This window comes from Streptomyces sp. NPDC048361 (assembly GCF_040651795.1).
Classification (GTDB): Bacteria; Actinomycetota; Actinomycetes; order Streptomycetales; family Streptomycetaceae; genus Streptomyces.
In genome coordinates this window covers 90,505-115,153 of the sequence record NZ_JBEZKW010000020.1, presented here as the reverse complement: position 1 = coordinate 115,153, position 24,649 = coordinate 90,505, and the positions used below count along the sequence as shown (strand labels likewise).

At 70.9% G+C, this 24,649-nt stretch carries 23 protein-coding genes and 1 pseudogene; 18 read left to right on the top strand and 6 right to left on the bottom strand.

From position 1 onward, the window contains the following. Nucleotides 1-157 precede the first annotated feature (157 nt). The 10 genes from AB0D31_RS14650 to AB0D31_RS14605 all read left to right on the top strand — a co-directional run bounded on the left by AB0D31_RS14650 (nt 158) and on the right by AB0D31_RS14605 (nt 9,562). On the top strand, nt 158-1,171 hold the full coding sequence (locus AB0D31_RS14650; protein WP_362721911.1) for an FKBP-type peptidyl-prolyl cis-trans isomerase: 1,014 nt from the start codon (nt 158-160) through the stop codon (nt 1,169-1,171). A gap of 40 nt (nt 1,172-1,211) precedes the next feature. After that, nucleotides 1,212-1,583, top strand: coding sequence for an FKBP-type peptidyl-prolyl cis-trans isomerase (locus AB0D31_RS14645; protein WP_362721908.1), 372 nt, complete (start codon nt 1,212-1,214; stop codon nt 1,581-1,583). Nucleotides 1,584-1,730: 147 nt separating this feature from the next. After that, entirely contained in the window at nt 1,731-2,681 is a 951-nt protein-coding gene (locus AB0D31_RS14640; protein ID WP_362721906.1) for a WYL domain-containing protein, read from the top strand. A 16-nt stretch (nt 2,682-2,697) separates the two neighbouring features. Further along, the gene (locus tag AB0D31_RS14635) at nt 2,698-3,672 is read left to right on the top strand and encodes a WYL domain-containing protein (protein WP_362721904.1); all 975 of its coding nucleotides are present in this window, start codon (nt 2,698-2,700) and stop codon (nt 3,670-3,672) included. A gap of 5 nt (nt 3,673-3,677) precedes the next feature. Beyond that, nucleotides 3,678-3,941 carry a hypothetical protein gene (locus AB0D31_RS14630; protein WP_362721901.1) on the top strand — a complete coding sequence of 88 codons (264 nt, stop codon included), beginning with the start codon at nt 3,678-3,680 and terminating at the stop codon, nt 3,939-3,941. 11 nt (nt 3,942-3,952) lie between these two features. Further along, entirely contained in the window at nt 3,953-4,150 is a 198-nt protein-coding gene (locus AB0D31_RS14625) for a hypothetical protein (RefSeq protein ID WP_362721898.1), read from the top strand. A 211-nt stretch (nt 4,151-4,361) separates the two neighbouring features. Then, nucleotides 4,362-4,640, top strand: a complete 279-nt coding sequence (gene tatA, locus AB0D31_RS14620; RefSeq protein ID WP_362721895.1) for a Sec-independent protein translocase subunit TatA — start codon at nt 4,362-4,364, stop codon at nt 4,638-4,640. 73 nt (nt 4,641-4,713) lie between these two features. Continuing rightward, nucleotides 4,714-5,670 carry a twin-arginine translocase subunit TatC gene (tatC, locus tag AB0D31_RS14615; protein ID WP_362721892.1) on the top strand — a complete coding sequence of 319 codons (957 nt, stop codon included), beginning with the start codon at nt 4,714-4,716 and terminating at the stop codon, nt 5,668-5,670. Between the two features lie 85 nt (nt 5,671-5,755). Next, nucleotides 5,756-6,688, top strand: a complete 933-nt coding sequence (locus tag AB0D31_RS14610; RefSeq protein ID WP_362721890.1) for a diacylglycerol kinase — start codon at nt 5,756-5,758, stop codon at nt 6,686-6,688. Between the two features lie 45 nt (nt 6,689-6,733). Next, nucleotides 6,734-9,562, top strand: coding sequence for a DEAD/DEAH box helicase (locus tag AB0D31_RS14605; RefSeq protein WP_362721887.1), 2,829 nt, complete (start codon nt 6,734-6,736; stop codon nt 9,560-9,562). A 120-nt stretch (nt 9,563-9,682) separates the two neighbouring features. Here AB0D31_RS14605 and AB0D31_RS14600 read toward each other — a convergent pair whose 3' ends face one another. Continuing rightward, the gene (locus AB0D31_RS14600; RefSeq protein WP_362721885.1) at nt 9,683-10,534 is read right to left on the bottom strand and encodes an aldo/keto reductase; all 852 of its coding nucleotides are present in this window, start codon (nt 10,532-10,534) and stop codon (nt 9,683-9,685) included. Nucleotides 10,535-10,849: 315 nt separating this feature from the next. Between AB0D31_RS14600 and AB0D31_RS14595 the strand changes: the two genes are divergently transcribed. The 3 genes from AB0D31_RS14595 (at nt 10,850) to AB0D31_RS14585 (ending at nt 13,617) form a co-directional block, all read left to right on the top strand. Further along, the gene (locus tag AB0D31_RS14595; RefSeq protein ID WP_362721882.1) at nt 10,850-11,518 is read left to right on the top strand and encodes a PadR family transcriptional regulator; all 669 of its coding nucleotides are present in this window, start codon (nt 10,850-10,852) and stop codon (nt 11,516-11,518) included. A 270-nt stretch (nt 11,519-11,788) separates the two neighbouring features. Further along, a complete protein-coding gene (locus tag AB0D31_RS14590; protein ID WP_362721879.1) occupies nt 11,789-12,811 on the top strand; it encodes an ATP-binding cassette domain-containing protein in 1,023 nt (340 codons plus the stop codon). Next, on the top strand, nt 12,808-13,617 hold the full coding sequence (locus AB0D31_RS14585; RefSeq protein WP_362721877.1) for an ABC transporter permease: 810 nt from the start codon (nt 12,808-12,810) through the stop codon (nt 13,615-13,617). The genes AB0D31_RS14590 and AB0D31_RS14585 overlap by 4 nt, the downstream gene beginning before the upstream one ends. Before the next feature lie 194 nt (nt 13,618-13,811). Here the strand turns inward: AB0D31_RS14585 and AB0D31_RS14580 are convergent, their stop codons facing one another. After that, entirely contained in the window at nt 13,812-14,657 is an 846-nt protein-coding gene (locus tag AB0D31_RS14580; RefSeq protein WP_362721874.1) for a siderophore-interacting protein, read from the bottom strand. A gap of 49 nt (nt 14,658-14,706) precedes the next feature. Beyond that, nucleotides 14,707-15,615, bottom strand: coding sequence for a 5'-3' exonuclease (locus AB0D31_RS14575; RefSeq protein ID WP_362721926.1), 909 nt, complete (start codon nt 15,613-15,615; stop codon nt 14,707-14,709). A gap of 277 nt (nt 15,616-15,892) precedes the next feature. Between AB0D31_RS14575 and AB0D31_RS14570 the strand changes: the two genes are divergently transcribed. From AB0D31_RS14570 to AB0D31_RS14555, 4 genes and pseudogenes are all read left to right on the top strand, one after another. Next, on the top strand, nt 15,893-16,960 hold the full coding sequence (locus AB0D31_RS14570) for a betaine/proline/choline family ABC transporter ATP-binding protein (RefSeq protein ID WP_362721872.1): 1,068 nt from the start codon (nt 15,893-15,895) through the stop codon (nt 16,958-16,960). Beyond that, on the top strand, nt 16,953-18,755 hold the full coding sequence (locus AB0D31_RS14565; RefSeq protein ID WP_362721869.1) for an ABC transporter permease/substrate binding protein: 1,803 nt from the start codon (nt 16,953-16,955) through the stop codon (nt 18,753-18,755). The genes AB0D31_RS14570 and AB0D31_RS14565 overlap by 8 nt, the downstream gene beginning before the upstream one ends. Before the next feature lie 240 nt (nt 18,756-18,995). Continuing rightward, nucleotides 18,996-19,556, top strand: coding sequence for a helix-turn-helix domain-containing protein (locus AB0D31_RS14560; RefSeq protein ID WP_362721866.1), 561 nt, complete (start codon nt 18,996-18,998; stop codon nt 19,554-19,556). A gap of 94 nt (nt 19,557-19,650) precedes the next feature. After that, nucleotides 19,651-19,821, top strand: a pseudogene (locus AB0D31_RS14555) (helical backbone metal receptor); the annotation flags it as partial. 25 nt (nt 19,822-19,846) lie between these two features. On the opposite strand, the gene AB0D31_RS14550 reads toward AB0D31_RS14555, so the two are convergent. Further along, a complete protein-coding gene (locus tag AB0D31_RS14550) occupies nt 19,847-20,962 on the bottom strand; it encodes a TDT family transporter (protein ID WP_362721863.1) in 1,116 nt (371 codons plus the stop codon). 70 nt (nt 20,963-21,032) lie between these two features. On the opposite strand from AB0D31_RS14550, the gene AB0D31_RS14545 reads away from it, so the two are divergent. Further along, nucleotides 21,033-21,977, top strand: a complete 945-nt coding sequence (locus AB0D31_RS14545) for a LysR family transcriptional regulator (RefSeq protein ID WP_362721862.1) — start codon at nt 21,033-21,035, stop codon at nt 21,975-21,977. Between the two features lie 137 nt (nt 21,978-22,114). Here the strand turns inward: AB0D31_RS14545 and AB0D31_RS14540 are convergent, their stop codons facing one another. Both AB0D31_RS14540 and eat read right to left on the bottom strand, forming a co-directional pair. Continuing rightward, entirely contained in the window at nt 22,115-22,861 is a 747-nt protein-coding gene (locus AB0D31_RS14540) for a gamma-glutamyl-gamma-aminobutyrate hydrolase family protein (protein WP_362721859.1), read from the bottom strand. A 99-nt stretch (nt 22,862-22,960) separates the two neighbouring features. Continuing rightward, nucleotides 22,961-24,412, bottom strand: coding sequence for an ethanolamine permease (gene eat, locus AB0D31_RS14535; RefSeq protein WP_362721923.1), 1,452 nt, complete (start codon nt 24,410-24,412; stop codon nt 22,961-22,963). Between the last annotated feature and the right edge of the window lie 237 nt (nt 24,413-24,649).

The window sequence follows — 24,649 nt, the reverse complement described above, 5'->3', positions numbered from 1 at the left end:
ATGCGTACGAAAGGGTCTTCCGGCACATGTTCCCGGGTTTGACCCTGGCGGAGTTGGGGTTCTCGGCACGGGCCCCGGGCATGCCGGACCCTTGTGGTGGCCTGCGGGGGCCGTAGAGTGGCCGCTCCGACCGTTCCAGCTACCCCCGAGGACCACTGTGCGACGCCGACTTGCTGCCGCGCTCATCGTGCCGGCCTTGATGCTCACCGCGGCCTGCGGAGGAGGTGACGACGGAGCGAAGAAGAAGGACGCGTCCGCCTCCCCTTCCGCGCAGCCGTCGCAGCCCGCCGCCGCTCCCAAGCCGGTGTCCGACGCATCGCCGATGCCCACCGTCGCGGGTGACGCGGAGAAGAAGCCCACGATCACCATTCCCAAGGGCGATCCGAGCGGGAAGTTCGTCGTCAAGACGCTCACCGCGGGCACCGGCGCCGAGGTCAAGAAGGACGACCTCGCGGTGACCAAGTACACCGGGAAGATCTGGAAGAGCGGCAAGGAACTCGCCGGTTCGTACGACAAGGACGGCGTGCCCCAGGTCATCCCGGCCGGCTCGCAGACCTACATCCCGGCGTTCAGTGAGGCGGTGCTCGGCCAGAAGATCGGCGCCCGCGTCCTGGTCGTGGCTCCGCCGTCCGCCGCGTTCGGCGCCGCGGGCAAGCAGGAGCTCGGGGTGAGCGGCACCGACACGCTGGTCTTCGTCCTCGACGTCGACAGCGTGATGCCGAAGAAGGTCGACGGCACCCAGGCGTCCATCCCCTCGGACCTGCCGCAGATCAAGGCGGACAAGGAAGCGGCCGCCACGATCTCCGTTCCGAAGAACGACCCGCCGGCCAAGCTCGTCGACCAGGTCCTCATCGAGGGCAAGGGCCCCGAGGTCAAGAGCGGCCAGACCGTGTACATGCAGTACAGCGGCGCCACCTGGAAGCCCAACGAGGGCGCGCCGCAGGCGAAGCTGTTCGACACGTCGTGGAAGACCGGCGCGCCGTTCTCGACGACGATCGGTCAGGGTCAGGTCATCGAGGGCTGGGACAAGGGCCTCGTCGGCAAGAAGGTCGGCAGTCGTGTGCTGCTGGTCATTCCGCCGGAGCAGGGCTACAAGGACAAGGCGCAGGGCGCCGACATCCCCGCCAACTCGACCCTGGTCTTCGTCGTGGACATCCTCGGAGCAATGTAAGACTGGTGCGGTTGCCCATAGCGATCAGTAGGAGCATTACGTGAGCATCGACAAGCCCGAGATCGACTTCCCCGAGGGTCAGCCGCCGGCGGACCTGGAGATCAAGGAGATCTGGGAAGGCGACGGCGCCGTCGCCAAGGCCGGCGACAAGGTCAAGGTCCACTACGTGGGCGTGGCCTTCTCCACCGGCGAGGAGTTCGACGCCTCCTGGAACCGCGGCACCCCGCTTCAGTTCGAGCTCGGTGCCGGCCAGGTCATCGCCGGATGGGACCAGGGCATCCAGGGCATGAAGGTCGGCGGCCGCCGCCGGCTGACCATCCCGGCCCACCTCGCCTACGGCGACCGCGGCGCCGGCGGTGCCATCGCCCCCGGCGAGACGCTGATCTTCGTCTGCGACCTGGTCTCCGTCTGAGAGACACCTCGATCGGTCCTGAGCGATCGGACCTGATCGGAGCGAGGGTCCATGCCTGCGGGCATGGACCCTCGGCTTTTGCCCGGACAGCCCGGAGCGGTACGGTCAACGGTCGGAGCGCACAACGAGAGAGGGCGTAGGGCATCGATGGCGATTGCCAAGGCCGAGCGGCTGATGAACCTGGCGCTGTGTCTGCTCGGGACACGGCGGGCACTCAGCAAGCGCGAGCTGCGCGAGTCCATCGAGGCCTATCTGGAGGCCGGTTCCGACGACTCCTTCAACCGGATGTTCGAGCGGGACAAGGACGACCTGCGTGAACTGGGCCTGGTCATCGAGACCGTCGAGAACCTCGACGGCGAGACCGGCTATCTCGCCCGCCGCGACAGCAACCGGCTGCCGCCGGTCCAGCTCGACGCGGAGGAGGCCGCGGCCCTCGGGCTCGCCGCCCGCGTCTGGCAGCAGGCCCGGCTCGCGGGAGCGGCCAGCGGCGCACTCCAGAAACTGCGCGCCGCCGGCATGCCGGAGGCCGACAATCCGTATGAGCACAGCACGATCGAGCCGCGCATCCCGGTCCACGAGACGGCGTTCGAGCCGTTGATGCTGGCCTGCCGCGACCGGCGCCCGGTCGTCTTCGACTACCGCAAGGTCACCGCCGTACGCCCCGAGGAGCGGCACGTCGAGCCCTGGGGCCTGGAGTGCTGGCGCGGCCACTGGTACCTGGCCGGCTGGGACCGTGTCCGGGGCGCCGAGCGGGTGTTCCGGCTCAGCCGTATCTCCGGCAAGGTCCGCTCCCGCGCCGGCGCCTTCACCGCGCCCGTGCCCGATGTCGTCACCGTGCGCGAGACCGTCGAGACGTGGGCGGGGGAGACCGCGACCCGCTCGGCGAAGATCCGGCTGCGCGCCGGCGCCGGCTACCCGCTGCGCTCGCGGGCCACCTCGACGCGGGAACTCGGCGACGGGTGGGAGGAGTTGGAGATTCCGTACGGGCACGGGCTCGACGCCCACCTCGTGGAGTTCGGCCCCGACGTGGTCGTGCTGGAACCCGCCGATCTGCGGGCCGATGTGATGGACCGGCTGCGTGCCGTGGCCAAGGGCTGAGGGGGACCGTACGACCATGGCTGCCAATGCCATCGACCAGACGCGGCGGATGCTGTCGCTGGTGACCTATCTGCGCGAGCGCCCCGGCGCCCATGTCGCGGACGTCGCCCGCGCCTTCGGCATCACCGAGGACGAACTGATCTCCGACCTCGATGTGCTGCCCATGTGCGGCACGAGTTTCCGCGGCGGCGACCTCCTGGACATCGACACCGACGGCGACCGCATCTGGTGGCACAACCCGGACGACGTCGCGGCGCCGCTGCGGCTCGCCGCCGACGAGGCGACCGCGCTGCTCGTCGCCGCCCGGGCCGTCTCCACCCTGCCGGGTCTGCGCGAGGGCGACCGGCAGGCGCTGCTGCGCGCCACCGCCAAGCTGGAGGCCGCGGCGGGCGAGGCCGCCGGCGCCAGCTCGCGGCTCTCGGTCACCTTCGAATCCGAGGGCGGGGTCTTCGCCGAGGTCGACCGGGCGATCTCCGAGCGCCGCCGCCTGTGGGTGAAGTACTACTCGCCCGCGCGCGACGAGCTCACCGAGCGCGAGGTCGACCCGATCCGGCTCTTCGCCGTGGGTCACACGTACATGGAGGCGTGGTGCCGCCTCTCCGAGGCGCGGCGCACCTTCCGGCTCGACCGGGTCGCCGAGATCCGTCTGCTCGACGAGGCGTCCGCGCCGCCCGAGCTGGAACTGCGCGACCTGTCCGAAGGGCTCGTCCAGCCGTCCGCCGAGGACCCCGAGGTCGTCGTCGAGGTCGGCCCGGGCGGGCGCTGGGTCGCGGAGTACTACCCGCACGACAGCGCCGAGGAGCTGCCCGACGGCGGCCTGCGGATCACCCTGCGCACGCCCGACCCGGCGTCGCTGCGACGGCTCGCGCTGCGCCTCGGTCAGGACGGCCGGATCGTCTCGCCGGACGCTCTCGCCGAGAGCGCCCGGCGCGCGGCCACCGAGGCGCTGGCCGGTTACGAGGACCAGCGCACGCTCGACGACCGGAGCTGAGGAGAGTGCGGAACGTGTCGGTATTGCCCGGTATTTCCCGTCCTGTGATCCCGGTGCTCTTCAAGGCGGCCTGCCCGGAGTGCCGGGCCCGCTTCGAGCTCGGCGCTCCCGCGTTCCGCCTGGCGATCGGCGCGAGCCGCCGCACCACCTTCTACTCCTTCACCTGCCCCGAGTGCGGCTCGGCCGTCCGCAAGCCGGCCGGGGAGCGCATCATCGAGCTCCTCACCGGCGGCGGCGTCCGCACCCTCCGGCTCCACTCCACCGTCTAGGATCCGCCTCCATGTTCTGGCCGATGACCGCCATCGCCCTCGGGTTCCTCGGGATCGCCGTCCTAGGCGTCCTCGCCGTCAAGGTGTTCGTCGAGGCGCAGCGGCTCGGCCGCCAAGTGGCCGACACCACGCAGCGGATCAACCGCGCCGCCGAAGACCTGGAGCGCGCCGCGGTCCACCTCGCGGGCGCGGGGGAAACGCTGGGATGAACGGTGCGCCCCGATGTCGTCCGTTTCGGGACGGTACGCTGCACATCGCGGTCCAGCGAACGAGGCACGGTCCGCAAACGGGAGTGCGCACGGGGATTGCCCAGCGTTCACCCTTGCGCGTTACGATCGCTGCACGTAAGGCGTCCGGACATCCGTCCGGCGGCCCCAAGCAGCCCCCAACCCTGCAGCCTCGGTGAGAAGGTAAACGCTTATGTTCGGAAGGCTCGGCGCCCCCGAGATCATTCTCATCCTGATCGTCGTCGTCCTGCTGTTCGGCGCGAAGAAGCTCCCGGACATGGCGCGGTCGCTCGGCAAGTCGGCCCGCATCCTCAAGAGCGAGGCCAAGGCCATGAAGTCCGACGGTCAGGCACCGGCCGACCCGCCCACCCCGGGCGAGCAGCCGCCGGCCCAGCGCACCATCCAGTCGGCGCCCGGCGACGTGGGCAGCGCTCGCCCCGTGGCCGAGCCGACGGACACCAACAAGCGCTGACACCGGGCCCCAGCAGGCGCTGATCACCACCGGTGTGAACAGAGCGACCTGCCGCACGAGATGAGGACGTGGGTTGCTCAAGTCTGCCCGCAAACAACAGAGGGACCCCGAGGGGCGGATGCCGCTCTCGGACCACCTTCGCGAGCTGCGCAACCGGCTCGCGAAGTCGGTGTTCGCGATCCTGGTCTGCTCCATCGTGGCGGCGTTCTACTACAAGGACATCGCCGAGCTGATCACGAAGCCGATCAAGGAGGCCGTGGACTGCACGGTGCCCTTCACCGAGCTCACCAAGAAGGACAGCCACGACACCTGCGGCAACATCACGATGTCCGGTCTCATGGGGCCGTTCACTCTGATGATCAAGGTGTCCCTGGTGACGGGTGTGGTCGCGGCCAGCCCGATCTGGCTCTACCAGCTGTGGGCCTTCGTCTCGCCCGGTCTGCACCGGCACGAGAAGCGGTACTCGCTCAGCTTCGTCGCGGCCGGCTTCCCGCTCTTCCTCGCCGGAGCCTGGTTCTCGTACAACGTGCTGCCCGCGGCGGCCACCGTGCTCCTGGGCTTCACCCCGGCGGGCGTCGCCAACCTCCTGCCGCTCAACGAGCTCATCGACCTCGTCACGCGCATGATCATCGTCTTCGGCCTCTCCTTCGAGCTGCCGCTGTTCCTCGTCATGCTCAACTTCAGCGGCATTCTCACCGGCCGCCGGATGCTGGGCTGGTGGCGCGGAATGATCATGGGTGTGACGGTCTTCGCGGCGTTCGCGACACCGACCGTCGACCCGGTCTCGATGCTCTCGCTCGCCGCCCCGATCGTCGCCCTGTACTTCGTCGCCGTCGGTGTCTCGATGATGAACGACAAGCGCCGCAGGGAGCGCGTCGAGGCCGGGCCCGATGACGACGAGGCCTCCGACCTGGACCTCACCCCCGAGGACGTCGGCGCCATCGAGCCGGTGACCTCGCCCCCCGCGCTGCCCGAGCAGTCCGACGGCGGACGAGGGAGCAAGCTCAGCGGTTACGACGACATCACCTGACCTCGGGCGACCTCACCCGACCTCGTACGACGTCACCTGACCTCGCACGCTTGACGCAACCACCGGAGCTTGTAAGGTCCGGCGGGTGACCAGCGAGATCACCCTCTTCGTCAATCCCACCGCGGGACGCGGCCGGGGCGCGCACGCCGCGCAGCCGGCCGCTTCGGCATTGCGGGCCGCGGGATTCTCGGTACGCACCGTCCTCGGCGAGGACGCGGGTGACGCGCTGCGCCGCGCCCGTCACGCCGTCGAGGGCGGCACCGGGGCGCTCATCACCGTCGGCGGTGATGGCATGGTCAACCTGGCCCTCCAGGCCGTCGCCGGGACCGCCACCCCGCTCGGCGTGATCGCCGCGGGCACCGGCAACGACTTCGCCCGCGCCCTCGGTCTGCCCATACGCGACCCGGCGAAAGCCGGGGAACTGGCCGCCCGGGCCCTCACCGACGGGCACCACGCGGACATCGACCTGGGCCGCAGCGGCGACCGGTGGTTCGCCACCGTCCTCGCCTCCGGTTTCGATTCCAAGGTCAACGACCGGGGCAACCGGATGCGCCGGCCCGGCGGCCGCTTCAAGTACGACCTCGCGATGCTCGCCGAACTGGCCGCCTTCACGTCCGTCCCGTACAAGGTCACGCTCGACGACGGCGAGACCCGCGAGATCGAGGCGACCCTCATCGCCGTCGGGAACTCCTCCTCCTACGGAGGCGGCATGCGTATCTGCGCCGGCGCCGACCTCACCGACGGGCTCTTCGACGTCACGGTCGTCGGCGACTGCTCACGCGCCACCCTCATCAAGGTCTTCCCGCGCGTCTACAAGGGCACCCACCTCGACCACCCGGTGGTCAGCACCTACCGCGCCGCCTCGATCACGCTCGCCGCCCCCGGCATCACCGGATACGCCGACGGCGAGCCGCTCGGCCCGCTCCCGCTCACCGCGGAGTGTGTACGCGGTGCCGTACGGGTATTGGCTCCGGTACCGGCGTCCGGCCGGAAGGCCGCGGCACCAGGCCTCCAATAAAGATCGCGACCTCTGTCAGAGGCGGCGGGTAGGCTCGAAGACAAGATGACAGAGGACCTCTCACCAGCCGAAGCGTACGCAGCTGCCCGGCTCCGCGCCGCCGAGCAGGCCACCGCGCTCGCACCCTTCCGTGACCTGTACGACTTCGATCTGGACCCCTTCCAGATCGAGGCCTGCCAGGCCCTCGAAGCCGGAAAGGGCGTGCTCGTCGCGGCCCCCACCGGCTCGGGCAAGACCATCGTCGGCGAGTTCGCCGTGCACCTGGCCCTCGGGCAGGGCCGCAAGTGCTTCTACACCACGCCCATCAAGGCGCTCTCCAACCAGAAGTACGCCGACCTGGCGCGCCGCTACGGCGCCGACAAGGTGGGCCTGCTGACCGGCGACAACAGCGTCAACGCGGACGCACCCGTGGTCGTCATGACCACCGAGGTGCTCCGCAACATGCTGTACGCGGGCTCCCAGGCGCTCATCGGTCTGGGCTATGTGGTGATGGACGAGGTGCACTACCTCTCCGACCGCTTCCGCGGCGCCGTCTGGGAAGAGGTGATCATCCACCTCCCGGAGTCCGTCACCCTGGTCTCGCTCTCCGCGACCGTCTCCAACGCCGAGGAGTTCGGCGACTGGCTCGACACCGTCCGCGGTGACACCGAGGTGATCGTCTCCGAGCACCGGCCCGTTCCGCTGTGGCAGCACGTCATGGCCGGACGGCGGATGTACGACCTCTTCGAGGAGGAGTCCGACCACGGCGGCCGCGGCACCGCCCGGCGCGAGGTCAACCCCGACCTGCTGCGCATGGCGCGCCTGGAGAACCAGAAGACGTACAACCCGCGCGACCGGCGCCGCGGCAAGATGGTGCGCGAGGCCGACCGGGAGCGGGAGCGCCGCTCGCGCTCCCGGATCTGGACGCCGGGGCGCCCCGAAGTCATCGAACGGCTCGACGCCGAAGGCCTGTTGCCGGCCATCACCTTCATCTTCAGCCGCGCCGCGTGTGAGGCCGCCGTCCAGCAGTGCATGTACGCGGGGCTGCGGCTCAACGACGAGGAGGGCCGGCAGAAGGTCCGCGAGATCGTCGAGGAGCGCACCGCCTCCATCCCCGGTGAGGATCTGCACGTCCTCGGCTACTACGAATGGCTCGAAGGCCTGGAGCGCGGCATCGCCGCCCACCACGCCGGCATGCTGCCGACCTTCAAGGAGGTCGTGGAGGACTTGTTCGTACGCGGCCTGGTGAAGGCCGTGTTCGCCACCGAGACCCTCGCCCTCGGCATCAACATGCCCGCGCGGTCGGTGGTGTTGGAGAAGCTCGTCAAGTGGAACGGCGAACAGCACGCCGACATCACCCCCGGCGAGTACACCCAGCTGACCGGCCGGGCCGGGCGCCGGGGCATCGACGTCGAGGGCCACGCGGTGGTCCTGTGGCAGCGCGGCATGGACCCGGACGCCCTGGCTGGCCTGGCCGGCACCCGTACGTATCCGCTGCGCTCCAGCTTCAAGCCGTCGTACAACATGGCCGTCAATCTGGTCCAGCAGTTCGGCCGGCACCGTTCGCGCGAGCTGCTCGAAACCTCCTTCGCGCAGTTCCAGGCCGACAAGTCCGTCGTCGGCATCTCGCGCCAGGTCCAGCGCAACGAGGAGGGCCTCGACGGCTACCGGGAGGGCATGCGCTGCCACTTGGGCGACTTCGAGGAGTACGCACGCCTGCGGCGCGACCTCAAGGACCGTGAGACCGACCTCGCCAAGCACGGCGCGGCCCAGCGCCGGGCGGCCGCCGCGGCCTCCCTGGAGAAGCTGAAGCCGGGCGACATCATCCATGTGCCGACCGGCAAGTTCGCGGGCCTCGCCCTGGTCCTCGACCCGGGGATCCCCGCCGGCCGCACCAACGGGCACCGGGGCTTCGAACAGCACGACGGGCCGCGGCCGTTGGTGCTGACCGTCGAGCGGCAGGTCAAGCGGCTCGCCTCGATGGACTTCCCGGTGCCGGTGGAGGCCCTGGAGCGGATGCGGGTCCCGAAGTCGTTCAACGCGCGCTCGCCGCAGTCCCGCCGGGACCTGGCGTCCGCGCTGCGCACCAAGGCCGGGCACATCGTCCCCGAGCGGCACCGCAAGGCGCGCTCCGAGGCGGCCGACGACCGCGAGATCACCCGCCTGCGCGCCGCCCTGCGCGCCCACCCCTGCCACGGCTGCGACGAGCGCGAGGACCACGCCCGCTGGGCCGAGCGCTACCACCGCCTCCAGCGCGACACCCAGCAGCTGGAGCGGCGCATCGAAGGGCGCACCAACACCATCGCGCGCACCTTCGACCGGATCGTGGCGCTCCTCACCGAGCTCGACTACCTGCGCGACGACGAGGTCACCGAGCACGGCAGGCGCCTGGCCCGCCTCTACGGCGAGCTCGACCTGCTGGCCAGCGAATGCCTGCGCGCCCGCGTCTGGGAAGGCCTGAGCCCGGCCGAACTGGCCGCCTGCGTATCGGCGTTGGTGTACGAGGCCCGCCAGTCCGACGACGCGGTGGCGCCCAAGACACCGTCCGGCAACGCCAAGGCCGCGCTTGGCGAGATGGTACGGATCTGGGGCCGGCTCGACGCCCTGGAAGAGGACCACAAGATCAACCAGGCGGAGGGCGTCGGCCAGCGCGAGCCCGACTTCGGCTTCGCGTGGGCGGCCTACCAGTGGGCCTCGGACAAGGGCCTCGACGAGGTGCTGCGCGAGGCCGACATGCCGGCCGGTGACTTCGTCCGCTGGTGCAAGCAGGTCATCGACGTCCTGGGCCAGATCGCGGCCGCGGCCCCGCGTGAGAACAGCACGGTGTCGAAGAACGCCCGCAAGGCGGTCGACGCGCTGCTGCGGGGCGTCGTCGCCTACAGCTCGGTGGGCTGACGGGTAGGCCACTGCGGGCGGGGCCGGCAGCCGGCCCCGCCCGCAGTGGCCGAGCAACGTGCCGCCCCGCCCGTCAACTGCCGTGACCTACAGGCAGGTTCAGGCGACTTCAGGCGAGGCTCAGCCGTCCACGCGGTGCGTGCCGAGCCGGGTGACCATCTCGGGGTCGTGGTGGTCGAAGAAGAGGGAAGCGCCGGTGTCGAGGGTGGCGATCCGGGCCATCTGCTCGTCCGTGAGCCGGAAGTCGAAGACGTCGAAGTTCTCGGCCATGCGCTTGGCGCGCACCGACTTGGGGATGGCGATGACGCCGCGCTGGACCAGCCAGCGCAGCACGACCTGAGCGACGGACTTGTCGTACTCCTTCCCGATCCCGGCGAGCAGCGGGTTGGTGAAGAGGTCGTTCCTGCCCTCGGCGAAGCCGCCCCAGGACTGGATCCGCACCCCGTGCTCGCGCATGAGGTCCTGGTAGTCGGCGCGCTGGAAGAACGGGTGGGTTTCGATCTGGTTGACCTGCGGGGTGATCTCGTTGTGGAGGATCAGGTCGATCAGCCGGTCGGGGTAGAAGTTGGCGACACCGATGGCCTTCGCCGTGCCCGCGCGGTACAGCGCCTCCATGGCGCGCCACTGGCCGTAGACGTCGCCGAAGGGCTGGTGGATCAGGTACAGGTCGAGGTGGTCGAGACCCAGCTTGTGCAGGGACGTTTCGAACGCGCGCTGGGTGTTCTCCTCGGCCGGGGCGTCCTGCACCCACAGCTTGGTCGTGACGAACAGGTCACCGCGCGGGATGCCGCTCGACGCGATGGCCCGGCCGACGGCTTCCTCGTTGCCGTAGGCGGCGGCCGTGTCCAGCAGGCGATAGCCGGCGGCCAGCGCCTCGGAGACGGCGCGCTCGGTGTCGTCGGCGGGGATCTGGTAGACGCCGAAGCCGAGGAGCGGCATCTCGACGCCGTTGTTGAGGGTGACGGTCTCCATGAGCGGTTGTCCTTCGCTGGGAGTAGGTGTGGACGCCCGTGGCGGCGCCGGACAAGCCTGGCCTGGGCTTCCGTTCCGGGGGCACCGCTGGTGCCGCATGCATCCTCGCGCTGTCGGGCCGCGGAACCGTGTACCCCCGGCCGCGCCCCCATGACGCGCTCGGCTTGAGTGCGCCCGCAGCAGCGCTCCGTGAGCAACGGACCCCGCAGGCATCGCCCTGAGAAGAACCGTCGCGAAACGCGATACATCGTGGTTGACGGTCGCCTGCACTCGCGATATGTTCGGCGACGAATAATCGGAGACGAGGTGATGGTGATGGCAGCCGGGCGGCGCAAGCTCCGCAACCCCTTGGCGCTGGCTGTCCTGGTGCTGCTCGCCGAGCGGTCGCCGATGCACCCGTACGAGATCGCCCAGACTCTGCGCCGACGCGGCAAGGAGTACAGCATCAAGATCAATTACGGGTCGCTCTACACCGTCGTCCAGAACCTGGAAAAGCACCGCTTCGTCGAGGTCGCCGACGTCCAGCGGCAGGGCAACCGCCCCGAGCGCACGCGGTACGCGCTCACCCCGGCGGGCCGCGAGGAGATGCTCGACTGGATGGCGGACATCGTCGCGGTCCCTGTGCACGAGTTCCCCATCTTCGAGACGGCGCTGTGCCTCATGGGCGTACTGCCGCCCGACGAGGTCACCGCGCTCCTCGAACAGCGCGTCAATACGCTGGAGGTGCAGGCCGCCGGGCTCCGCGGGGCGCTGGCGAAACTGTGCGAGACGTTGCCGCGGGTGTTCGTCGTGGAGACCGAGTACCAGCTCCACATGATCGACGCCGAGGTCCAGTGGGTGCGCGGTTTCCTCAAGGAGATGACCGACGGCACCCTGGAAGGCCTCGACGGCTGGCGCGCCTGGCACGCCACGGGCCGACTCCCGCAGGAATGGGAGCAGTTGGAGGGCGAGGACCACTCCCGCGGTGACGCCGCAGACGCCTAGGCGCGGACACCTCACCGCACGGGGAGAGGCAGAGAGACAGAGAAACGGAGAGGCACGCAGGACGCGACGTTACGCAGACACGTAGTTCTACGCGAAAAACCCCGGCACGGGCTGTTGCAGCAGCCCACGCCGGGGTTGCGACCCCGGACCGGACCCGCGTGAAGCAGGCCAGGCGATCGAGGGTGCGGCACGCCAAGGATAGCCCGGCGCTCCACACGCGGATCGGTCCGTCATCCCGACCGACCCCGCTCACCACAGGAGAGCCTCGTCATGAGCAACCGGGCGCCCGCCGTAGAGGCGCGCAACCTGATCAAGACGTACCCCGGTGATGTCATCGCCCTCAACGGCATGGCCATCACCGTCGAACCCGGCACGGTTTTCGGACTGCTCGGCCCCAACGGCGCCGGCAAGTCCACCACCGTCAAGATCCTCACCACCCTCGCCCGCCCGGACAGCGGCACCGCCACCGTCGCCGGGCACGATGTGCTGCGCCACCCCGACCGGGTGCGCCGCGCGATCGGCGTGGTGGCCCAGAAGTCCGGCGCCGACCCCGTCGCCACCGGCCGCGAGAACCTCCGGCTGCAAGGGCGGCTCTACGGCCTGACCGGATCATCCCTCAACCGGCGCGTCGACGAGCTCCTCGAACGGTTCGACCTCGCTCACGCCGCCAAACGCATCGTCAAGGGCTACTCCGGCGGCATGCAGCGCCGTCTCGACGTGGCGCTCGGCCTGGTCCACCGGCCCGAGGTCCTCTTCCTCGACGAGCCGACCACCGGGCTCGACCCCGAGGCGCGCACCGCGATGTGGGAGGAGATCTCCCGCCTCGCCGGCGACGAGGGGCTGACCATTGTGCTCACCACCCACTACCTCGAAGAGGCCGACCGGCTCGCCGAGCGGATCGCGATCGTGGACCGCGGCCGGGTCGTCGTGGAGGGCACCCCCGACGAGCTGAAGGGCGAACTGCGCGGCGACGCCGTCCATGTGGAGCTGCGCGAGTCCGTCGACGAGTCCGCCACCGGGCCCTCGCCGCTGCGCGCGGCCCTCACCGGGCTGCCCGGCGTCCACGAAGTGCTGCTCGACGGCCGCCGGATCAGCGCCCGCGCCGACGACGGCGCGGCCGCCGTGCCGGTGCTGCTCGCCGCCCTGGAACGGGCCGGTGCCTCCGTCGCGGCGGCGACCGTGGCCCGGCCCTCCCTCGACGATGTCTATCTGCGCTATGCGGGACGCCGTTACTCCGAGGCCGAGGCGGCAGCCGAAGCCCCCGCCCGCGCGACCGCCGGAGGCCCCCGATGAGCCGCTCCACCCCCGCGTCCACGCCCCTGCGCTCCAACGCCCTTGCCCAGACCTGGTACATGACGCAGCGTCAGCTGATGGCGATCTTCCGTCAGCCCGCCTATCTCCTGATCACCCTGGTCCAGCCGGTGATCTGGCTCTTCCTCTTCGGCAACCTCTTCAAGAAGGTCGTCCAGCTCGGCGGGTTCGGCACCACCTCGTATCTGGACTACCTCGTGCCCGGCATCGTCCTGATGAGTGCGCTCGGCTCCAGCATGTGGGCCGGCATGGGCACCCTGGAGGAGATCGAGCGGGGCACGCTCAACCGGTTTCTCACCACGCCGGTCAGCCGCGGCGCCCTGATGAATGCCAACGTCGTGCAGAACGGCATCAGCATCACCGTCCAGACCGTGATCATCCTGCTGCTCGGCAAGCTCGGCGGCGCCCACTACCCGGGCGGATTCGGCGGGCTTGTCATCCTCGCGGTCGCGGCGATCCTGCTCGGCACGGTCTTCGGGGCCTTCTCCAACGCGCTCGGCATGCTGGTCCGCCAGCGTGAGTCGATCATCGGCATCAACACCTTCCTGCTGCTGCCGCTGACCTTCCTGTCCTCGGCGTTCATGGCGCCGGCCCAGATGCCCTCGTGGATGCGGCACATCGCCGACTTCAACCCGCTCAACTGGGGGATGGTGGCGGGCCGTTCGGCCATGTCGGCCGACCCGGACCGGGGCCTCGTCCTCGGCCGCGGCGGCGCGCTCCTGGCCCTCGCGGTCGTCGCGGTGTGGCTCTCGACCCGTACGTTCCGCTCGTACCAGAAGTCGGTGTAACTCCGCGGCACACGGCCGTCCGGACGCACGAGACCCCCGGCGGGCAGACGCCGGGGGTCCCGCGCGTGAACGAGCGGGAGACGCTGCGGCCGGGGGAGCGGTCGAACGGTCCTGCCGGGGGAGTGTCCGGACGGTTCTGCCGGGGGAGTGGTTCCGGACCGGGGAGCAACCAAAACCCCGCCGGCGTACGAACCTCAGGCGGCCGGAGCCTCCTGCTCGCGCTCCACCTGCTCGTTCCACTCGCGCTTGCCCGCGCGCCAGGCCTCGTCGTCCTGACCCAGACGCCAGTAACCCGAAATGGACAGGCGTTCGCGCGGCACGTGGTGCGAGACGCGGAGCAGCGCGCGCAGCTCCTTCACGAAGCCCGCCTCGCCGTGCACGAAGGCGTGCACTTCGCCGGCCGGGAACTCCAGGCCCTGCACGGCCTGCACCAGCGTCGAGCCGACCGGGGCCCTGCCCCGGTGCAGCCACGTCACCGTCGTGCCGTCCGGAGTGCTGATCTTCTGCTGCTCCTCGGGGCCACCCACCTCGACGAAGGCGTGCACCACGGCGCCCGCCGGCATGCGCTCCATGGCCGCCGCGATAGCGGGCAGCGCGCTCTCGTCGCCGGCGAGCAGGTGCCAGTCCGCCGCCGGGTCCGGTGCGTATCCGCCGCCGGGGCCGAGGAAGCGCACTGTCTCGCCGGGCTCGACCCGGGCCGCCCAGGGGCCCGCGAGGCCCTCGTCGCCGTGGACCACGAAGTCGACGGACAGCTCGCCGAGCTCCGCATCCCAGCGGCGCACCGTGTACGCGCGGGTGCTGGGCCACTGCTCGCGCGGGAACTCGGCGCGGATGCGCTCCATGTCGAAGGGCTCGGGGTAGCTCACACCCGGCGCCGGGAACAGCAGCTTGATGTAGTGGTCGGTGTGCTCGCCCGCGGTGAAGCCGGCGAGCGACTCACCGCCGAGCACGACCCGCACCATGTGCGGGGTGATCCGCTCGGTGCGCACCACCTGTGCCTCGTTGATCTTCGGTGCTTTACGAGACGGCCGTTCTGCCACAGTGCGCTCCCCTGATTCACCATTAGTTAGGTTTACCTAAGCTAGCACCTCAGCTGCGCAGAGTGGAGAGCAGCCGGCCCGTCGCCCCCGTGAGCCCCCACTGTGCCACCAGCTCCTCCAGCGTCGCCGGATCGAGCGGCTCCGTGGGCAGCACCGGGTCGAACGCCGGCAGTGCCACGTCCATCGCGACCCGCACCACCTTCGGCGCGACGTCCAGATAGTCGGCCGCCTCCAGGATTCCCCTGCGCTTGGCCGGGGTCAGCCGTGAGAAGCGGTCGGCGGCGGCCGCGCGGACGCCCGCCAGATCGCCGTACTCGTTGATGAGCTGCGCCGCCGTCTTCTCGCCGATGCCCTTCACGCCGGGCAGCCCGTCGCTGGTGTCGCCGCGCAGCGCCGCGAAGTCCGCGTACTGATCGGGGCGCACCCCGTACTTCGTACGGATCATCTCGTCGTCCACCAGGTCGCAGTCGCCGACGCCCTTGCGGGGGTAGAGCACCCGTACCCCGCGCTTGTCGTCGACCAGCTGGAACAGGTCGCGGTCGCCGGTCACGATGTCGACCGGGCCGGGCGCGAGGCCGGACAGGGTGCCGATCACGTCGTCCGCCTCGTATCCCGCGACGCCGACGCGGGCGATGCCCAGCGCGTCCAGCATGGCGTCGATCACCGGGACCTGCGGGGCGAGCGTGTCCGGCGTCTCCTCCTCGTCGGGCTGCCCCGCCGGGGTCTCCTCGGCCACCCGGTGTGCCTTGTAGGAGGGGATCAGATCGACCCTCCACTGCGGCCGCCAGTCCGCGTCCATGCACGCCACCAGGTCGTCCGGCCGGTGGTCGTGGACCAGGCGGGAGATGAAGTCGAGCAGACCGCGCACGGCGTTGACCGGCGTGCCGTCCGGGGCCCTGACCGTGTCGGGGACCCCGAAGTAGGCCCGGTAGTAGAGGGACGAGGTGTCGAGGAGCATCAGGCGTCGCGTCACATCCCCGATGATGCCGCACGCCACTGACAGTGACCGCATGCAAGCGCGGCAGGCCCGCCCTCCCCGCGGTACGCGCCGCACATGTGAACAAGTGAACTGGATCACTCTTGTGTTTGCCCGGGAACCGCCTGGGAAGGCGCGTCGCCGGAGCGGACCCAAGTCTGGTTTTCAACCATTTCTCGGGCTGCGGACCGAATCCGCGCCGCTCCACGGCCCGCCCGCGGGGGTGCGGGCCGTTTTCAGTTCAACCCGTGAGGTGTATGTGTCCAGGCTGCAAGCCGAGCAGCTCTACAAGGTGTTCGGCAGACGACCCGAGGAAGCCGTCGGCAAGCTCGAAGGCGGCGCCGACCGCGACGAGCTGCGGGCGGACGGGACGACCGCGGCGGTGATCGACGCCTCGTTCACGGTGGAACCCGGTCAGATCTTCGTGGTCATGGGCCTCTCCGGCTCCGGCAAGTCGACCCTGCTGCGCATGCTCAACGGGCTCCTTGAGCCCACATCGGGCCGCGTCCTGTTCGACGGGCAGGACCTGACCGGCCTGTCCGCCCGCGACCTGCGTACGGTCCGCTCCAGCAAGATCAGCATGGTGTTCCAGCACTTCGCGTTGTTCCCGCACCGCAGCGTCCTGGAGAACGCCGCGTACGGCCTTGAAGTACAGGGCGTACCCCGTGCCGAGCGCGACAAGCGTGCCGCCGAGGCCCTGGAGCTCGCCGGCCTCGGAGGGTGGGGCGACTCCTGGCCCGACGAGCTCTCCGGCGGCATGCAGCAGCGCGTGGGCCTGGCCCGCGCGCTCGCCACCGACGCCGACCTGCTCCTGATGGACGAGTCGTTCAGCGCGCTCGACCCGCTGATCCGGCGCGACATGCAGGACCAGCTGCTCGAACTGCAGAAGGGGCTCAAGAAGACGATCGTCTTCATCACGCACGACCTCAACGAGGCCATGCGGCTCGGCGACCACATCGCCGTCATGCGCGACGGCCGCATAGTGCAGCTCGGCACCGCCGAGGACATCCTGCTCACCCCGGCCAACGACTACGTGGCCTCCTTCATCCAGGACGTCGACCGCTCCCGGGTGCTCACCGCGCTCTCCGTGATGACCGTCCCGCACCGGCCCGACGTGGGCTCCTGCGACTGCGAGACCGTGCTGCCCGAGACGCCCGTCGCCGACGTGTGCGCGGTGGCCGCCCGGGTCCCGCACCCCGTCGCCGTCAAGGACGCCGAAGGGGACGTGCTCGGCGTCGTACCCCAGGAACGGCTCATCGCCTTCCTCGGTGACGACAAGCAGGGCCCGGTCGAATGCTCGATGAAGGATGTGGCCGCCCATGCCTAGGCTCCATCTCGGCGACTGGGTCGACAGCGCCGTCAACTTCCTCCAGACGCACCTGTCCTGGCTGTTCGACGCCATCACCCAGGTCGTCAACGGCATGTACGACGGCATCAACACGGTGCTCGACGCGCCGCAGCCCCTGCTGTTCGCGGGCATCCTCGCCGTCGTCGCCTGGTGGCTGCGGGGACTCGTCGCCGGCGTCCTCACCTTCGCCGGCTTCGCGCTGATCGACTCGATCCAGCTGTGGGACGACACCATGTCGACGCTGTCGCTGGTGCTCGTCGCCGCGATCGTGACGCTCGTCGTGGCGATCCCGCTCGGCATCTGGGCCTCGCGCTCCACGACGGTCAGCGCCGTGATGCGGCCGGTCCTCGACTTCATGCAGACCATGCCGGCCATGGTCTATCTGATCCCCGGCATCATCTTCTTCGGCGTCGGCGTGGTGCCCGGCATCATCGCCACCATCGTCTTCTCGCTGCCGCCGGGCGTGCGCATGACCGAACTCGGCATCCGCCAGGTCGACGGTGAACTCGTCGAGGCGGCCGAGGCGTTCGGCACCACCCCGCGCAACACGCTGCTCCGGGTCCAGCTGCCGCTCGCGCTGCCCACCATCATGGCCGGCATCAACCAGGTCATCATGCTCAGCCTCTCCATGGTCGTCATCGCGGGCATGGCGGGCGGCGGTGGCCTCGGCGGCGCCGTCTACCGCGCCATCGGCAACGTCGACATCGGGCTCGGCTTCGAGGCCGGCATCTCCATCGTCGTCCTCGCCATGTACCTGGACCGGATGACCGGCGCGCTCAGCCGGCAGGTCTCCCCCCTCGGCCGGCGCGCGCTCGCCAAGGCGAAGGCCGCCACCGGCGGGCTCAAGATCTGGAACTACCGGCCGCAGCCCGTCGTCGCGATCGTCGGCGTGGTCGTCCTCGCGCTCGTCGCCGGCGGCATGAACATGTTCGGCTCCTCGGGCGAGGCCACCGCCACCGGCGCCAAGAACGTCGGCAAGGGCAAGAAGATCTCGCTCGGCTACATCCCCTGGGACGAGGGCGTTGCCTCCACCTTCCTGTGGAAGGAGCTCCTGGAGCGCCGCGGCTTCACCGTGGATGCCCGCCAGTACGAGGCCGGCGCGCTCTACACCGGCATGGCCGGCGGCCAGATCGACTTCGAGACCGACTCCTGGCTGCCCACCACACACGCCCAGTACTGGGCGAAGTACAAGGACAAGCTGGAGGACATGGGCCCCTGGTACGGCCCGACCTCCCTTGAGCTGTCGGTGCCGTCCTACGTCAAGGACGTCAACACCCTCGACGACCTCAAGGGCAAGGGCTCCGAGTTCCAGAACCGCATCGTCGGCATCGAGCCGAGCGCCGGCGAGACCGGGATCCTGAAGGACAAGATCCTCAAGCAGTACGGTCTCGACGGCGAGTACAAGGTCGTCGACGGGTCCACGCCCGGCATGCTCGCCGAGCTGAAGCGGGCGTACGCCAAGAAGGAGCCCATCGTGGTTCCGCTCTGGTCGCCGCACTGGGCGTACAACACCTACGACCTGAAGAAGCTCAAGGACACCAAGGGTGCCTGGGGCAAGGGCGACGAGGTGCACACCCTGGCCCGCAAGGGCTTCGGCGCCGACAACAAGCAGGTCGGCAAGTGGCTCAAGAGCTTCAAGATGGACGAGAAGCAGCTCACCAGCCTTGAGGCGAAGATCCAGTCGACGGGCAAGGGCAAGGAGCAGGACGCCGTGCGCGCCTGGCTCAAGGAGAACCCGGGCCTCGCCGACAAGTGGACCCCGGTCGCTTCGTAGCCGGCCCCCGCGGTTCGTTGCGGGCTCCTCGCCTCGTAGCGGGCCTCGGTCCACCTCCCTTTCCGCAGCCGCGGCCGGTCCTCCGGCCGCGGCTGCGGAACGTCGCGATCCGGTCCGTTCGCGTATTCAACCGCCGGCGATCTCGGCGGGACGGTCCCCTCGGGGCCCGAAGCTGCGTAGGGTGACCTGCACGCAGCCGGTGCGACCGCGGACCGAGTGAACGGGGAGGGAGCCCGGGCGATGGACGACAAGGAAACTCTTCGGGTGGGGGTGGCGGTGCGGCGTCTGCGCCGCAGCCTCGGCCTCACCCTTGCCGTGGTCGCCGAACGCAGCGGCCTGTCGGTGCCCTTCCTCAGCCAGGTGGAGAACGAGCGCGCCCGCCCCAGCGCCCGCTCCCTGCAACGCGTGGCGGACGCCCTGAACACCACGGTCGGCGCGTTGTACGACGCCGCCGACTGCACCCGCACCGTCGACGTCGTACGGGCCGAACCGGAGGCCGATGACCAGGGCCACGGGGTGCGCGAGCTGCTGCGCGGCCACCATCAGCTGCACGCGATGGAGTTCACCGGCGAGCAGGACACCGGGCGCGAGTTCCAGCACCGCAACGACGAGTTGATGTACGTGGCCGACGGCGCGGCCGAGGTCGAGGCCGAGGGCCGCGCCTACCGTCTGGAGCGCGGCGACACGCTGTGTCTGTCCGGCGGGGTGCGCCACCGCTGGCGCGCGGCGCTGCCCGGCACCCGCATCCTGATCGTGGCGGTCGCCGACCACATCGAGGCGATCGAGGAGACCCGCCACTGATGGCCGGTGCCGTCGAGGGGACCCGCCCCTGATGGCCGGTGCCGTCGAGGGGACCCGCCCCTGATGGCCGGTGCTGTCGAGAGGGCCCGCCACTGACCTCGTCGTGCTGCCCGACGAGCCCTGCCGGTTCACCCCCGACGGCGGCCCCGAGGCCTTCCCCGCGCTGCCGTCGGCCCTCGTCGACGGGCGTCAACTCGCCAGGTACGGGCCGTCGTTGGTCACGGCGTCGGCCGTGATCGGCGCGGCGCTCGGCATCGCCGTCCGAGCGGCCCCCGCTCGTCGGCGGGGAACTACTTCTTCACGGGTGCCGCGAGCAGTTTCCCGTTCACCAGGCCCCGTACGGTGTGGAACCCGGCCACCAGCCATGCCGCCGCAAGGAGCGCGTACAGGGCGACCGCCAGCCACTCGAAGGCGTGCAGACCGGTGTGCCGGGCGAGGCCCTCGGCGCCGGTGACGCAGGTGCCGACGGGGAAGGTGAAGGCCCACCAGGTCATCGCGAAGCCCATGCCGCGTCGGGCCGCGCGTACCGCCATCGCCACCGCGAGCGCGAGCCACATCAGGGCGAAGCCCATCACCGGTACCCCGTACAGGACGGCGAAGGCGGTCATGCCGTGCGCGTACGTGGCCTCGATCGAGCCGCCGGCCACATCGGCCAGATTGTTCACGGCGGTGGTCGACTGGCCGAGCGGGCCGAGGACCAGGAACAGGGTCGGCGTGAGGAACAGGGGCAGCGCGCCCCGGTGGATCAGGCGCGAGAACACCACCGGCAGGATGACGAGGGTGGCCAGCAGGCTCATCCCGAACATCGCGTACGAGCCGAGCAGCATCGCCTCGCGGGCCTGGCCTGCGGGCAGGTGGGGGATGAGCAGCGGGCCGAGCGTCGCCGACACCATGGGCGCGACCACGGGCAGCAGCCATACGGGGGAGGCGCTGCCGGGCGCCACGTCGTGCCGCACGACCATCAGATACGGCACGGCCACAGCGGCCACCAGACCGGTCGCGGTGCCGAGGGCGTACAGCACCCAGGCCAGCGGGACGGCCGCGCTCTCGCCGATCAGGTCGGCGCCGACCGAGAGCGAGCCGATGCCGACGGCGAGGAACGCCATGGACAGGCAACCGTAGAAGGGCGCGACCGCCGGGTCGAGGAGGTGGGCGCGGGCCTGGTCGCGGTGGTGCAGCCAGTGCCCGGCGCGGGCCACGAGCAGCAGGACGAGCAGGGCGAGCGAGAGCGCCCAGATCAGCGGGAGGCCCGGGATGTGGAAAGGCAGGCCCGCACCCGCGTTGGCGATGATCGCGGTGCCCATGACCGCGGCGTACCAGTTCGGGCCGAGGTGACGCAGGGCGGGACGGCGTTGGGCGGCGACGAGGGGGCGGGTGCGGGGGCGCGGTTGCGCGACGGTGGCCATGCAGCCAGCTTCGGCGCGGTGCTCCGGTCCCGCCACGCCCCTTATTGCTATGGGCCCATAAGCTGGGTTTATGAGCGCGAACGGTTCCGATGACACCAGCCCGTTGGCCCACCGCGTGCCCGACCTGGGCGCGATGGAGCTGCTGCTCGCCGTCGCCCGGCACGGCAGTCTCGGGCGTGCGGCCCGCGACCTGGGCATCACGCAGCCCGCCGCGAGCAGTCGCGTCCGCTCCATGGAACGGCTGCTCGGTGTCGCCCTCGTCGACCGGTCCCCGCGCGGCTCCCGGCTCACCGCCGAGGGCGTTCTTGTGACGGACTGGGCCAGGCGGGTGGTGGAGGCGGCCGAGGCGTTCGACGCGGGTGCGCAGGCGCTGCGCGGGCGCCGGGACTCGCGGCTGCGGGTCGCCGCGAGCATGACGATCGCCGAGTACCTGCTGCCGGGTTGGCTGATCGCGCTGCGCGCCGAGCGGCCCGGCACCGCGGTGTCGCTCAGCGCGGGCAACTCGGCGGTGGTTGCCGAGCAACTGCTCGGGGACGAGGCCGACCTCGGCTTCGTCGAGGGCCTCGGGGTACCGGCGGGGCTCGACTCGGCGGTCATCGGCCACGACCGGCTGGTGGTGGTCGCCGCGCCCTCGCACCCGTGGGCCCGCAGGCGCCAACCGCTGGCGCCCGCCGAGCTGGCCGCGACCCCGCTCATCCTGCGCGAGCACGGCTCGGGCACGCGGCAGGTCCTCGACGCGGCGCTCGCCGCCCACGGTGGGCTGGCCGACCCCCTCATCGAGCTCTCCTCCACCACGGCGGTGAAGGCGTCCGTGGTCAGCGGAGCGGGGCCGTCGGTCCTCAGCGAGCTGGCCCTGGGGGAGGAGCTTGCGGCGCGCCGGCTGGTACGGGTGCCGGTGGAGGGGGTGCGGCTGCGACGCGACCTGCGCGCGGTCTGGCGCCGGGGTCCCCTCCCGGCGGGCCCCGCCCGCACCCTCCTCTCCCTCACCCAAGCGACTGGCTCCGCCGGGGGGTGAGGTGTGCATGCTGCCAGGCGCCGACCCCGCCAGGGGCGCGGGGAACCGCGCGGGACGCGGGCACGGTCCGCACCCGAAAGTGGGGTTGCCTGGGGCTTCGCCCCAGGCCCCGGTTCGGGCCTGGACGGCCCTCGTCCTCAAACGCCGGACGGGCTGAGGATGCCCGTGCCGACCGGCGCCGAGCAGCCGGCCGGGGTCGAGCGGGCGGATGCCGCTTGGATCAGGCCCTCGGCCACTCGGAGGTCCACGCCCATCTCGGGGTGCCACTGAACCCCCAACGCCCAGGCGGAGCCGTGGAGTTCGGCCGCCTCCACCGTGCCGTCCTGCGCGTACGCCGAAACAACCAGACGCTCCGCGAGCCGGTCCACGCACTGGTGGTGGTAGGTCGGCACGGACACCGCCTCGGGGACGAGCGAGGCGTACAGCGTGCCCGGCACCGGCTCAACCGTGTGCTCGCCGAACACACCGCGGCCCCCGGTGTGCCCGTCCACGTGCTGCACCAGCGTCCCGCCGAGCGCCACGTTGAGGAGCTGGAGACCCCGGCAGATGCCGAGCAGCGGGGTGCCCGCCGCCAGCGCCGCGTCGATCAGGGCCAGCTCCCACGCGTCCCGCTCACGCGCGGGCGGTCCGGTACGCGGCGACGGCTCGGCCCCGTACCGGACCGGCTCCACATCCGCGCCGCCCGCGATGATCAGCCCGTCCAGGCGCGCCACCACCTCCGCCGCGGCCACCGGGTCGTCGTCCGGCGGCACCATCGCGGCCAGGCCGCCCGCCGCCCGGACGAGCCGGGGGTAGCCGGCCGGCAGCAGGGCGGCGGGCAGCTCCCACACACCCCACCGGGCGGGCTCCAGATACGTACTGATGCCGATGAGCGGCTTGGGCACGGTGCCAGTCTCCAATCAGGGAGCGGGACGGGGTCGGTTCCGGGCGGGTCCGGTCTCGGCCCGGGGTCGGTTCCGGGCGGGTCCGGTCTCGGGACGAGGTCAGTCCCGGGCGAGTTCCGCCTCGGCCGCGGCCAGCGCCGCGAACTCCTCCTCGGGCGCGTGGGCGACCAGCCGGTGGCGACTGTAGAAGGCGAAATAGGCCAGCGCGATCGCATAGACGCCCAGCGCGATGAACGCCGCGTCCTTGTCCACGAGGAAGGTGGCCACCAGGGCGAACAGCGCGAGGACGAACGCGACCGACGAGGTCAGCACCCCGCCCGGGGTGCGGTAGGGCCGGTCGAGACCCGGCTCGCGGCGCCTGAGCACCACGTGCGAGAGCGCCATCAAAGCGTACGAGATGGTGGCGCCGAACACCGCGACGTTCAGCATCCGGCCACCGTTGCCGCTCCACGCGGCGAGCGCGAACCCGAGCGCGCCGGGGATCAGCAGGCCCAGATAGGGCGACTTGCGGCGGCTGGTCAGGGAGAGGAAGCGGGGCAGATAGCCGGCCCTCGACAGGGCGAAGAGCTGGCGCGAGCCCGCGAAGATCAGCGAGAAGAACGACGCCACCAGGCCGGCCAGGCCCGCATAGTTGACGAACCGGCTGAGCGCCGTCGGGCCGCCGTCGCCCTGGAGCGCCACGACCAGCGGGTTCCCTGCGTCCTTGATGGCGGCCGAGCCGTGCGCCCCGGTCGCGGCGAAGAAGGTCACCACGGCGAGCAGCACCAGGATCGAGAGAGAGATGGCGAGCGCGCGGGGCATGGACCGCACCGGGTCCTTGGCCTCCTCGGCCGCCAGCGGGACACCCTCGACGCCGAGGAAGAACCACATGCCGAACGGGAACGCGGCCCAGATCCCGAGCACCCCGAACGGCAGCCACGAATTGGAGCCGAGCGCGGAGGCGTCCACCGGGATGTCGTTGAGGCGGCCGGCGTCGAAGTCGGTGAACGCGCCGACGGCGAAGACCAGCAGGGCGGCCACGGCGATCGCGGTGACCACCAGGCTGAAGCGCAGGGCCTCGCCCACGCCCCACAGATGGATCCCGATGAAGATCGCGAAGCAGGCGAGGTAGACGGGCCAGCCGGAGGTCAGCCCGAACAGGCCGAGCGATTCCACGTAGTCGCCGATGAAGAGCGAGATCGCGGCGGGCGCCAGGATGTACTCGATGAGAATCGCGGTGCCGGTCAGGAAACCGCCCCAGGTGCCGAGCGCCCGGCGCGCGAAGCCGTAACCCCCGCCCGCGGTGGGCAGGATGGCGGAGAGTTCGGCGAGCGAGAAGACGAGACAGGCGTACATGATGCCCATCAGGACGGTGGCCGCGGCGAGACCTCCAAAGCCGCCCTTGGACAGGCCGATGTTCCAGCCGGAGAAGTCGCCCGACACCACGTAGGCGACGCCGAGCCCGGTGAGCAGCAGCCAGCCGGCGCTGCCGCGCCGCAGGGTGCGCCGGTGCAGGTAGTCGTCCTCGGCGGAGGCGGGTGGTGCGGTGCGCAGGTCGGTGCCCTCGGCCATGAGCCGCTCCAGATGATCGTCGGGGGAGATCAAGTCAATGGTTCGGCTGCATACCTTTGCCTTAGGGTAGGGGGATGCGCAAGGGGTGTACGTAAAACCGCGGTTACGGGCGCGTCGGGGGTGTCGGGGCGCCGGGCGCCCGTGCGCCGTAGGGTCGGCATGTCGGTGTGCCGTGGCTGGAACCGGTGGACCGGGGGACCGGTGGACCGGGGGACCGGGGGACCGGTGCTTCGGTGG